The sequence below is a fragment of the Dyadobacter alkalitolerans DSM 23607 genome, assembly GCF_000428845.1.
GTDB lineage: Bacteria > Bacteroidota > Bacteroidia > Cytophagales > Spirosomataceae > Dyadobacter > Dyadobacter alkalitolerans.
This window is the reverse complement of the sequence record NZ_AUAS01000021.1, coordinates 1-12,600: the sequence shown is the minus strand read 5'-3', so window position 1 is coordinate 12,600 and position 12,600 is coordinate 1. Positions and strand designations below refer to the sequence as shown.

The 12,600-nt window shown below is 38.8% G+C and carries 8 protein-coding genes; 7 read left to right on the top strand and 1 reads right to left on the bottom strand.

All coding sequences use genetic code 11. From position 1 onward, the window contains the following. Positions 1-63: 63 nt before the first annotated feature. From G395_RS0124920 to G395_RS0124880, 7 genes are all read left to right on the top strand, one after another. Positions 64-1,335 carry a glycosyltransferase gene (locus tag G395_RS0124920; RefSeq protein WP_026632533.1) on the top strand — a complete coding sequence of 424 codons (1,272 nt, stop codon included), beginning with the start codon at positions 64-66 and terminating at the stop codon, positions 1,333-1,335. Positions 1,336-1,999: 664 nt separating this feature from the next. Beyond that, positions 2,000-3,232 carry a hypothetical protein gene (locus G395_RS31360; protein WP_157486811.1) on the top strand — a complete coding sequence of 411 codons (1,233 nt, stop codon included), beginning with the start codon at positions 2,000-2,002 and terminating at the stop codon, positions 3,230-3,232. 75 nt (positions 3,233-3,307) lie between these two features. Next, on the top strand, positions 3,308-4,981 hold the full coding sequence (locus G395_RS30365) for a vitamin K epoxide reductase family protein (protein WP_051350387.1): 1,674 nt from the start codon (positions 3,308-3,310) through the stop codon (positions 4,979-4,981). 939 nt (positions 4,982-5,920) lie between these two features. Continuing rightward, complete coding sequence (locus G395_RS31355) at positions 5,921-7,465, top strand: TlpA disulfide reductase family protein (RefSeq protein ID WP_026632530.1); 1,545 nt, start codon at positions 5,921-5,923, stop codon at positions 7,463-7,465. A 147-nt stretch (positions 7,466-7,612) separates the two neighbouring features. Beyond that, complete coding sequence (locus G395_RS0124890; protein ID WP_026632529.1) at positions 7,613-8,350, top strand: glycosyltransferase; 738 nt, start codon at positions 7,613-7,615, stop codon at positions 8,348-8,350. Between the two features lie 39 nt (positions 8,351-8,389). After that, on the top strand, positions 8,390-10,810 hold the full coding sequence (locus G395_RS0124885; protein WP_026632528.1) for a peptidase domain-containing ABC transporter: 2,421 nt from the start codon (positions 8,390-8,392) through the stop codon (positions 10,808-10,810). Between the two features lie 40 nt (positions 10,811-10,850). Next, positions 10,851-12,146, top strand: coding sequence for an HlyD family secretion protein (locus tag G395_RS0124880; protein WP_026632527.1), 1,296 nt, complete (start codon positions 10,851-10,853; stop codon positions 12,144-12,146). An 82-nt stretch (positions 12,147-12,228) separates the two neighbouring features. Here G395_RS0124880 and G395_RS0124875 read toward each other — a convergent pair. Further along, the coding region (locus G395_RS0124875; RefSeq protein WP_026632526.1) for an integrase core domain-containing protein at positions 12,229-12,600 on the bottom strand (372 nt) is incomplete at its 5' end.

Below are 12,600 nucleotides of genomic sequence, written 5' to 3'. Positions count from 1 at the left end.
CTATTAATCAAAATTAGTTGAGACCTTCTTTTTGATGAAATCGGATGGGTTAAATTATAAACCATGACATATTCTATTATTCTGTTACAGTGTGCTAACAGAGGCGGTCATTTCGGCCAAGGAAGCTTCACAAATGCATTAATGCCTCACTTTCAAGACAATCCAAAATTTGAACTTACTGTCGTATTAACAGACACTGCTGGACTGGACAAGGCAAAGAAAAGTGTAATAAATGAAATAACTACGTTTTCAATTCCAAGCTTGTTAGGTCAGAAACGGCTCTCAAGCGAGCCGGTACCTGAGCAGAAATTTTATGCACTTAAACTTGCTGGAATAATATATGAACATATATACCAAAAGCCTAATCCCGTCATTTGGGTAAACACTATTGATTACTTGAATGTTTGCTCGGAACTTAGGAAGTTACTTCCTATAATGAAATTGTTTTACGTTCATCATTCGTTTAGTTGGAAATACCTTCTTAATATTTCTGACAGTCACTTTAAAACTCTATGGACTGAAAATAAGGCATCGCTTTCGTCAAAACCTTTTGAAATGACAGAATATCAGCGCCGTATGGTCCTGCTTGCTGACCAAGCGGTTGCTGTTACCCATCACGCCCGAAATTTTTTTATAGATGTACTGGAAATACCAGAAAAAAAGATCAGAACCATATACAATGGGAGCAATGAAAGCAATTTCAGTTATGACAAAAAACGCTCCTTGCGCCAAGCCTATGGCTTCAGTGATGATGATTATATTTTAATACTCTGCGGGCGAATCACACCGGATAAGGGTGTTGCTCAGGCGCTTGGAGCATTCACACAACTAGCAAAGAAATATTTAACTTTGAAAATTGTGATCATCGGAACTGGATATATAACAGAATTCGTCAATTTACCCGCCCCATATTGGAACAGAGTTGTCTACACCGGCGAAATTGATCGACTTTTAGTCTCCGATTTTTATTCGATGGCTGATATCGGACTTATACCATCGTTTCACGAACAATGTAGTTTTACTGCCATTGAAATGCAGTTTCATCAACTTCCGCTTGTTGTTTCCGATACTGATGGCTTGAGCGAGCTTTTTACTGATGAACACGATGCTCTCAAGGTTTCTATTACCATAGACGAAAATGGTTTAAAGAAAATTGCTGCGCAAATACTTGCAGACAAAATTGACCGATTGCTATCTGATTCAACCCTCAGAGAATACCTTGCTGAAAATGCCTTGGCAAAGGCGATTAATATACACTCGCTTTCAAAAATGCGCCAAGAATATGATATGCTAGTTGAAGAATTATTTTTTATGGATATCACCGCAGGATCTTAGGGTAGAATAAGTCCACAGTACCCACGTTTCCAACTGGTAGTACTTCATTCTTGTGAATCCGCGAATTCAGTGTTTCTCAATTCAATGAAGCTCAAACATTTTTCTCCGTCAGTATGCAATACTCCGGCTACATCCAAATTCAATCATGATCGAATTCGGTTAGGTGCGCCATAGAGACCTATGTAGGCGGACACAATAGAGCCAGCCTATTCGAGTTTAGGTGAAACGAGGGACTAGCCGACCGTTTGGGATATTCTTCAAACTGAGGGTTACTATAAAGTGGCAACACATCTTTATAAAGCTACCTCATTGCTTTTAACGACATAGTAAGTGCAAAATCTGAACGGTCAAACTTCATTTAAATTAGGATATTGCTACTACAAAATTAACCCTATATTGAAGCTACCTTGTTACAATTAAAGAAAAGAACAAAATATTACTATTTGTTTGTTTTTTTAAGTAACTGTTGTTTACTTTGAAAAACTCTTCGCACAACGCAGCATTACATTGATAGCGGCATAACGATTTAGTCACAATCAAGGCAGGTCATAATAACGGTTTATTTTACGACTAGCAAGTCGTAAATCTGTTCACCATATAGTACGTTTTCATTACTTGTTAACCTAACCTGGTGTTTATGCAAATACCTACGTATTTAATAAACTTGAAAACAAGGATAGATCGTAGGGAGCATATCCTTAACGAATTCAAAGATAAATCCGAGTTTACCGTACGACTAATTGAAGCCAAGCAGCATCGCTTAGGCACAATAGGTCTTTGGAAAAGCATCACACATATTATTAATGATGCCAAGGTTCAGGGGTATGAATATATACTGTTATGTGAAGATGATCATCAGTTTACAGAAAGCTACGATAAGAGAAAGCTAATTAACGCTATACATCTTGCTGATCAACAAAAGGCGGAAGTACTACTCGGAGGGGTAAGCTGGTTAAGCAGTATTTTCTCTATAAAGGATCATCTTTGCTGGATTGAGGCCTTTAATGGAGCTCAATTTATGATCCTATTTAATAGATCTTTTGAGAGAATGTTAAATGCCACATTTTCAGAAAACAACTGCGCAGATATCAAAATATCCGAATTGTTCGATCGAAAGTTTTTAATATTCCCATTCATATCTGTACAAAAGGGATTCGGTTATTCAGATGTGACTCCTAAAAATGCTGATTTACACTTCCTTTCGCAATTATTCGTTGATGCCGACCATTCTATTCAATATATGCTTGAAGGTGAAAGGTTCTATAACTCGTCTATACAAGGTAAAAAGGGTTTAGTTTCTGACTATGATTATGATGATGTTAGCATACCAACGTTCGTTAGGCAAACGGATTTAAAGGATAACAATACAAAAGGCGTATTCGGAGAGAAGAGTGAATTTGATATACAGCTATTAGAATCTCGACAGATTAACGATACATTACATACCGAACTGGAATACCTTCGAAAAGTAGTGCAACTTAGTATAAAACAAGACTGTGAGGTGATATTTTACTGCTCGTCTTTGAGTCGCCTCTCCCGAGAATATAGAAAAAAGGAATTCTTGAAGGGAATTATCAGTGCCTATTTAATGGGAGCAAGTTTGATTTACACATCTCACGAAGGCAGTTTTAATCATGCGGTTCCAATATCAGACTCACTACTTTGGATAGATAAATACTCATCAATTTGCGGGATTATAATATTTAAAAGGATGTTCGATTCTATCTTATCGCAGCCTGCCGAACACGATGAATCCCTGCAGGATTTTATATCGAGATTATCATCAAATAAGCTAATTATGGCATCACCGCTGTTCGAACCTCAAGGGAATAGTTTAACAAGTTCAAGACTGAATGTAATAGTTCGGAATTTCCTGCTAACTTCTGAAAGTAATTGAAATGCTAATGAAGTAAGTTTCATAGTTTTACTTCTCTATTTCTAAATTTTTATTTTCGAAACAAATCATACACAAATGCAAGACTTTTTAGCGAGATTATTCGAGGCTAAGGCTAACGGCCCCCAGATAGCAGCGTTATTAGTGAAGCTCCTTGGTGTTAAGTTATCAGAAACAACGCTAGTCTCTGGTATAGAGGAGCACCCTTCTTTTCCAAGCCTCCTGAGTATAAGTGACGTCTTGAACAGATACGGAATAGACAATATTGGAATACGGTTTGAAAATGAGAAAATCTCACAAATTCCATTGCCATTTATAACACAAATAAGAGGGCAAACTGGTGAGGGCAGGTTTTTTACCATTGTTTCCAAATCAGGTAATGGTAACGTGAAATTTTTTGACCCTGAGAGTCACAAATGGTCTTTGATTGATGAGGATAAGTTCTTAGAGCGATGCTCCAACGTCGCGCTAATCGCTCAGGCTAACGAATTGGCCGGAGAAAAGGAATACGAGAAAATTCAGAAAAAGGAAAAGATAGGTTCTGCCATTCGGTATATAAAAATATTATCTCTGCCGATAATAATAGTAGCATCCGCATTCAGTTCATTATTATACGATGGGTTGGTAGCTATGCTTCCATTTCTTTACCTAATCATAACGCTTGCAGGAGTATTAGCGGCCACTTTGTTACAGTGGTATGAGCTTGATCAACACAATCCCATCTTGCAGCAGATATGCCACTCCGGGAAAAAAGTTAACTGCGGCGCAGTTTTACAATCAAAGTACTCGAAGATATTTGGAGTCAGTTGGAGCACAATCGGTTTAAGTTATTTTACAGGCCTTGTATTGATGTTGTTATTTTGGGGAATCGGTAGCAAATCATCTTTGGTTATAGCAGCTTACATCAATATTCTCGTAGCTCCATACATTGTATTCTCTATATTGTATCAGTGGAAAATTGCAAAGCAATGGTGCGTGATGTGCCTTTCAGTTCAAGGTATACTTCTTTTACAAATTACGATTGCAATCCTCGGAAATTGGTATAGCTTAACTGAGATATCATATAGGCCGGAACTTTCATTTCAAATACTAGCTGCATTTATGTTGCCATTTTTCCTAATTATATTAGTACTACCAACACTCAAAAAGGCTAAAGAAAGTAAGCGACTGCATACGCAGTTACAGAGACTCAAACACAGTCCTCAAATCTTTGACGCTTTACTCAAAAGGCAGAAGGAACTTACGGAAAGCGCCGAAGGATTAGGGATAAAAATAGGCAACCCAGAAGCAAAATATAAGGTAATAAAGGTATGCAATCCATACTGCGGCCCATGTGCGAATGCACATAAGCCGATGGAAGAACTATTGGATAACAATTCTGATGTGCAAATACAAATATTATTTACCGCTACAACCCTCGAAGGGGATATCAAAGCTGCTCCTGTGAAACACCTACTAGCAATAGCAGAAGATAACGATGAAACAATTACGAAAAGAGCACTGGACGACTGGTATGTCGAAGAGAATAGAAATTATGTAAATTTTGCTTCCAAATATCCCTTGAACAAAAACCTAGATTTACAAGCAGGAAGATTGGAAGCAATGCATTCATGGTGCGAAAAGGTTAAGGTAGATTTTACACCAACGTTTTATATTTCTATGCCGAATGATCAAAAAGGTGAATCAGAAAGATACTATCAGCTACCGGATATCTACACGGTATCCGATTTGAAACATTTTCTTTTAATATAACTGAGGCGAACCACCAAATTGAATTTAATATGGCACTTCTGAAGTATATCAAGCGCTTACAATACATGGATTATATGATTAGGAGGAAGGCTACCGGAGACCTGGCCCAATTCGCATCAAAAAATCGGTTATCAAAAAGGTCAATGACTGATATCATATGTGAAATGAAAGAATTAGGTTTTCCAATCAGATATGATAGGTACCGGAGGACTTACTTCTATGATGAAGCTGGTGCAATGGTTAAACACCTATTCAGTAAAAATACGCAACTATTGACTAGATCTCAGGTAGAGGACATAGGTAATGACAATTTATGTTTTTCTGAAACGTCAATTTTCGAGGTTTGTCGCAGTTGACTTCACATTAATATTCATTTTACTAAAAAACTACTTTTAAATTTGGCAATTTTTTTTGATAGCGAATATAATGCTACCAGATGCTTTTCTTTTGTAGTGTTAAATAAATCTCTCAACTAATTGTCTAACAAACATGAGAAAGCTAGAACTAAGAGCACTTGATCTAGGTGCTACCGAAGTGCTGACAAGAACAGAATTGAAAACGCTACTTGGTGGAAGCGATCCGGGCGGTGGTGATACCTGTCAAAATGCATGTGGAGGAAGTACGGGTGGTACATGCGAGCAGGGTTATCAATGTGCCTCGAAAGAGTGCCCTGATAATAAAGAATTGATGCATACTTACTGTAAACAATCCGGTTGATCTGGTCAACTTATTGAAGCATAATATGCTCAGATTCTAGGATTTTATGTTCTTGACACAATCTGCTGTTAACAGTTTTGTTACCAGCAGATTGTGCATTTGAGGTTTATTAAATGTCGCAGTAATGTCCATAAGAAATTCAATGACATCTTGATTAGTTTAGGTCAACTTGACAAACACATTGAATAGTAGCTCGCTACTTATTAACTAATTATCAGTAATATGAGAATACGAACATTCAAAATTCGGCACTTGGTATTTACATTGCTTTTGTTAGTACTTTGTACGGCTCCAAAAGTTTTTTCACAAATACCAAAGCAAAAGGGACCAGCGTCAGCGGCGGAAATTCAACGTGCACTTAATGTAGTTGAATCTAACCTTGATAGTATAAAAGCGCATCGAACTTTCATATATGCGATGGGGTTAAGTAACCCACTTCTTCTAGAAAAATATAATATGTGGTTGCAGAGATACCCCACAAATGTTAACATTCCACTTGCTGTTGGTACTGTATTTCATAATGCTGAGATGCCCCAGGCAAAAGAATACTTGTTAAAGGCTGCAGAGATTGACGGGAACAACGGAAAGATATGGGCAATGCTCGCGGCGGACGCCGGGATGAGGGGAGAAGGTGATATTGAAATTAAATATATAAAAAAGGCGGCAGATGTTGATTCGTCAAATGTCGATTATGCGTATGGCTACCTCACATCGTTTGAGAATGGCGATCCGAATATTTACAGGGATAAAGTATTTGACTTTGTTAGACGATTTTCATCAGATGATCGTGGCGCTGTTGCACTATACTGGTTAGCGGAACGTGCCACCAATCTCGATGAAAGGATTCAGTATTTTGAGGAACTTAGAAAGTTGTATCACCCTAGCAAATATCCTCGAACCGCTTCTAGGTTAAGAGGGTTGGTGGACGCATACTTACAAATAGATCCTCAAAGGGCTTTAACTTTAATCAACGAAATATATAATGATGAGGATACAAATTGGAAAGTTAGAAGGCAGGTTGCTCAATCATTTATCGAAATCAAACAATTGGAGCATGCGGAAAAATACAGCGACGCTAAGATTATTCTGGATAGTGTAAAGCTGCCCAAATTCAATTACCTGAATGATTACACAGAACTAAAAAAGGCTTTTATAAGAGATAAAGTTGGAGATGTGAAAGGTGCATATGACAGTTTGTGTGTGAAGTTCGCCAAACTGCCTACCGATGCAATCTATCAGGCCATAGAGATGTACGGTAAAAAGTTAGGTAAAAACCATACTCAGGTAAAGAATGATATTGAAGCAATGAGAAATAGCACGGCAACAATTGCATTTCCGTTTGAACTCGGCCTTTACACAAGTGATAAAAAGCTATCTCTGAATTCTCTGAAAGGGAAAGTGGTTTTGCTGACATTCTGGTTTCCTGGCTGCGGGCCTTGCAAGGCAGAATTCCCACATTTTCAAGAGGTCGTAGATTCGTTTAAAGGAGATAGTTTAGTTTATATAGGGATAAATGTTTTTCCTTCACAAGACGGTTATGTGCTGCCATTTGTAAAAAATAATAAATATTCATTCATACCCTTACGTGGAACGGTCGCCTTCGCAGCCGACCATTATGGGGCACCTACTCAGCCTGCCAATTTCCTGATAGACAGGGATGGAAATGTTGTGTACAAAGATTTTCAAATAGATAACACAAATCGTCGGACTCTCGAGTTGATGATTACATCGTTATTGAAGGGCAATATCAGCCTTCGGGATAATTAGATCTAAGCAAATGGTTTATAATCAATTCTTGATGAAGAACAACAGCATATAGGGACCTTAATAATGTCGTAGGTATAAGTTCGCATTACCAATTTTGAGAAGTCCTGAAGTTTGGTTGAAAATATTAATTGTAAACTAATATCCCATATGGACGCGCACTTAGACAGTAACAATATTGTTAAAAGCCTTTGGATAGGTTCCCGGTTATCTACTCTCGAAATACTTTGTATTAATTCATTTATCCGGAATGGTCATGATTTCCATCTTTATACCTACGAAAATATTGTTAATGTGCCGTTAGGGGCTAAAGTTTTTCCCGCGAATGAAGTATTGCCGTATGGTAGGATATTTTACGATAGCCAGGGAGGGGTAGCTGCATTTTCAGATTGGTTTAGATATAAATTACTTTTTGATACTGGTGGGTGGTGGGTTGATATGGATATGATCTGCTTACAGAAATTTCAGGTACTGGAAGAATATTGTTTCGCTTGTGAAAGAGTTAATCTTAATTCGGACGAAACTACGATAACCACCGGAGTGATTAAGTCTGAACCAGGTGCAGATTTTCTCGGGGAGATCCTCACTTATATTGATCATGTATTAGCCACTGATTCAAATATTATCTGGGGCGAATTTGGTCCTAAATTATTGAATTTGGTATTATCGCGATATAACTCGAATCAATACATAAAGCGGTCCGACGTGTTTTGCCCAATTTCTTGGTATCAAACGGATCAACTGGTTTCCGGAGATTGTCCTCTTTTTCCAAAAGAAGCATTAGCCATTCATTTTTGGAATGAAATGTGGAGACGGAAAAAGATTTCTAAAGATGATACATATGGTTCGAATACCACCTATGAAACATTAAAGCGGCTTTATAATTAATGCGCTGACACATATTTCGACCATCTCTTATCTTTTCTTATGAGTTTCCCACACTACAAACAACTTGATCAAATGGACTGTGGGCCGACCTGTCTGCGTATGGTCTTAAAGCACTTTGGCAGGCATTATTCTGCTCAGACATTGAGAGATAAAACACAGATTAGTCGGGAAGGTGTTTCAATGCTTGGCATAGCTGACGCGGCTGAGACGCTGGGATTGAAAACGATTGGTGTAAAGCTAAGCCTAGACAAGTTGGTAGAGAAATCTCCCTGTCCTTGTATCCTGCACTGGGGACAAAATCATTTTGTTGTTCTGTATTCTATAAGTCGTTCAAATCATAAAGTTGGGCGCAGTTTACTAGCGGATATTTGGGGCGGGCGAAAACCTACTGTTCCGTCCGAAGCGTTCGCGGCGAGTAGTTCAAATGAAAGTCAGGTTTTTGACAATGACTCGGATCGTTCAGAGAAAATACTTTCAAATACGACTTTTCATATTGCCGATCCTGCATCGGGTTTGGTGGATTATAGTTGGGAAGAATTAAAGAGAAAGTGGCTAAGTACGAGATCAGAAAATGTTAAGGAGGGTGTAGCATTAATACTAGAACCAACGCCAAGATTCTATGAGCAAGAGGGAGAGCAAGTTAAGGGATTACAGTTTGGGCAGTTACTAGATTACCTTTGGAAATATAAGAGCCTCCTAGGTCAGCTATTATTAGGTATGATAGTTGGAAGTGGATTGTCTTTATTTTTTCCATTTTTTACCCAGGCGATTGTGGATGTCGGGATCGGCACGCAAAATCTTTCTTTCGTCTATTTAATACTCATAGCGCAACTCGTCTTAACATTGAGTATTTCAGCGGTAGACTTGCTTCGTAGCTGGATTCTCTTACATATTAGCGTTCGTCTCAATTTAACGATTCTGTCTGAATTTCTATCAAAATTAATGCGACTCCCATTAGCATTTTTTGATGTAAAGCAGTTTGGAGATATCATGCAGCGAATCGGTGATCATCAGCGCATCGAATCATTTCTAACAGGGCATGCCCTGAATTTCCTATTTTCAGCGCTAAACTTCGTGGTATTTGGGTTCATATTGGCATGGTACGACTATTCAATATTTGCCATTGCAATGGGAGCATCGGTAATATACGCAGCCTGGGTGATTCTCTTTTTAAAGAAGCGACGCAATTTGGATGCAAAACGTTTTAAGTTTTCTGCCGCAAATCAGAGCCAGATTATACAACTTATTCATGGAATGCAGGAAATCAAACTGGCAGGAGCCGAAACGTCAAAACGCTGGGAATGGGAGCAAACACAGGCTAAGCTGTTTAAATGGAACGTCAAAAGTCTTTCTTTATCACAAATTCAGCAAACGGGGGCATTATTTATTAACAATGGAAAAAATATTCTTATTACGTTTCTAGCTGCCAAGTCAGTAATTGATGGTCAGCTAAGTTTAGGTGGAATGATGTCAGTTCAATATATCCTTGGGCAGTTTAATTCTCCTATTGAACAAATGATTGGTTTTATTCAGTCCTGGCAAGATGCGCAGCTTAGCTTAGAGCGATTGAACGAAGTTCATGGGTTAGAGGATGAAGAACCTGCACATATAAGGACATCTACGGAATGGCCAAAAGATAGCGACATACAAATTGACGGTCTTACTTATACTTATCCAGGCGCAGGTAATGAGCCAGTGCTAAATGGTATAGATCTTACCATCTTCCATGGTAAAACAACTGCCATTGTTGGATCGAGTGGTAGTGGCAAAACCACTCTTTTAAAACTTTTACTTCGCTTTTATGAATATCAGAAGGGTGATATTTTCCTGAATACTTTACCTGCGAAAGGTGCCGGCAATTTCGGTTTTAAGAATAAGAAGTTTTTGCTTGAAGACGGGATGAACAAGTGGGGCAGATTAAATCTCAAATCTATTTCTCAGCGAGCATGGAGAGCAAAATGTGGTGTGGTAATGCAGGACGGGTTCCTCTTTTCGGATACAATCGCCCGAAATATTGCAGTGAATGAGGCAGTAATTGATCAGGACAAACTATTTGAATCGGCTAATATGGCTAATATACATAGTTTTATTGAATCTCTTCCCCTAGGGTATCATACTATTATTGGTGCTGATGGTAAGGGACTTAGCCAGGGACAAAGGCAGCGAATATTGATAGCGAGGGCTGTTTATAAGAATCCGCAGCTGCTACTTTTCGACGAAGCCACTAACGCACTCGACGCAAATAATGAAGCAGTAATTATGCATAACTTATCATCATTTTTTGATGGGAGAACAGTCGTTGTTGTAGCTCATAGATTGAGTACTGTTAAGCATGCGGAGCAGATCGTAGTATTGGAAAAAGGAATAATTGTAGAACGAGGTACACATAGTGAATTGGTAGCATTAAAGGGAAGATACTTTGAGCTGGTAAGTAATCAGTTAGAGTTAGCCGAAGGCTAATTATTATGGATTTTTTAGTTGAAAGGAAATAATTTTGCTTATGTCAAAAGAAAATGTTGTCACTGCCTTTGCAGAGCTTCACAGCGAAGAAGTCCAAGAGGTAATTGGCCAGCCACCTCATTGGATAGTCCGTTGGGGAATTACGCTGTTTTTTGGCTTGGTGCTTATAATGCTTGCTATTTGCTGGATTATACGTTATCCTGATATTGTAACGGCAACTTTTACTTTAACTAGTAAAAATCCACCGCGTGCAATAGTAATCCGGAGTGAGGGAAAGCTAGAAAAACTCTTGGTTCAAGAAGGCAGTATAGTACAAGTCGGAGATTTGTTGTCGTTAAGCGAATCAACAGCAAATGCTTTTCAGGTATTAGAATTAGAAAAGCAGTTGGTTAATTGGAATAAATTTATAGATAATGGACAGTGGGAGGAAGTGACAAAGATTTCATTAGGCCGATTCACCAACTTAGGCGAACTCCAAAATGACTTTCAAGCGTTTACATTAAAATTGGCTGAGTTAAGATCAGTTCTTTCGGGTGGCTTCTATCCCCAGAAACGGTCATATCTATTAAAAGATATGGAAGACCTCCATCAGTTAGAAAAAAATCTGATTGAGCAGTCGGACCTACAGGACCGCGATTACAATATGGCAAAAGAGGAGTTTGCTACACAAGAGTTATTATTCAAACAAAAGGTTATAGCAAGGATTGAGTACAAGCGGGAAAACGCGAAATTGTTGTCTAAGGAGTTTCCACTAAAAATGATAGCGGCGTCTATAATTCAAAATAGATCGTTGCAAACAACCAAAAGAAAAGAGATTTTGGAACTTGACAATGTGATTTTAGAACAAAAGAATAGTTTTATGCAAACTTTACACACATTACAGAGTGGCGTCTCAGCCTGGAAACAAAAGTATGTACTTACAAGCCCTATTGCTGGGAAAGTTTCATTTTCTGCCCCATGGAACGAACAACAATACCTTACTGCAGGGCAAGAGTTAATGACCATTGCGCCGACCTCAGAAGAGTTAGAAGGCATTATAAAAATTTATCATGCTAATCTTGGCAAGATTGAAGTAGGGCAGCAAGTTTTAATTAAGCTAGATGGATACCCATTCCGGGAATATGGAATGATTTCTGGCCAATTGTTTAAGATATCACAAACTCCCAGCTACGATAGCCTGTATTGGGGTTATGTAGCACTTCCAAATCAGTTAAAAACTGGTTACAATCAAAAATTGCTTTACAGAAATGGAATGAAAGGGACTGCGGAAATTGTAACTACTAATAGGCGAATAGCTGAACGCCTTGTTGCCACCATCCGAAATGGTGGTAAATAATAAGAAAGACGCCAATATTAGACCTAGCTGCGTATCCCATGGATGTTCCTATGGCCCATATGCTACTGAAATCGGTTGACAGTTAGCCCGTTTTCAAGTATCCAGCCGGGTATTGCACATTTCCAAAACGGATTTTTTTGTACGGGTACCATTTCAAAGGAAGCGGTCCGGTCCGGTGATGTGCCTGGTGGGGCGTCAGATATCCGAGCGATGCATGGGGCCGCATGGCGTTATAAGTGTTGATGGCTTTCTCGATCGCATCATATGCGGATGAAAAAGAAAGAAAACCCCTAATGCCAAAGTCTCCCTTCAGCGTGCGGAAGACGCGTTCGGCCATCGCATTTTCATTGGGGTCGCCACTTTGTGTCATGCTGATGGTCACGCCGTTATCTCTGAGCCGGTCAACATATTTCCATGAGCAGTACTGGACGCCTCGGTCGGAGTGGTGGATCAG

Bases quoted from the DNA above. Each gene is read 5' to 3' on its own strand.
- G395_RS0124920 (WP_026632533.1), top strand. From the start codon at position 64: ATGACATATTCTATTATTCTGTTACAGTGTGCTAACAGAGGCGGTCAT.
- G395_RS30365 (WP_051350387.1), top strand. From the start codon at position 3,308: ATGCAAGACTTTTTAGCGAGATTATTCGAGGCTAAGGCTAACGGCCCC.
- G395_RS31355 (WP_026632530.1), top strand. From the start codon at position 5,921: ATGAGAATACGAACATTCAAAATTCGGCACTTGGTATTTACATTGCTT.
- G395_RS0124890 (WP_026632529.1), top strand. From the start codon at position 7,613: ATGGACGCGCACTTAGACAGTAACAATATTGTTAAAAGCCTTTGGATA.
- G395_RS0124885 (WP_026632528.1), top strand. From the start codon at position 8,390: ATGAGTTTCCCACACTACAAACAACTTGATCAAATGGACTGTGGGCCG.
- G395_RS0124880 (WP_026632527.1), top strand. From the start codon at position 10,851: ATGTCAAAAGAAAATGTTGTCACTGCCTTTGCAGAGCTTCACAGCGAA.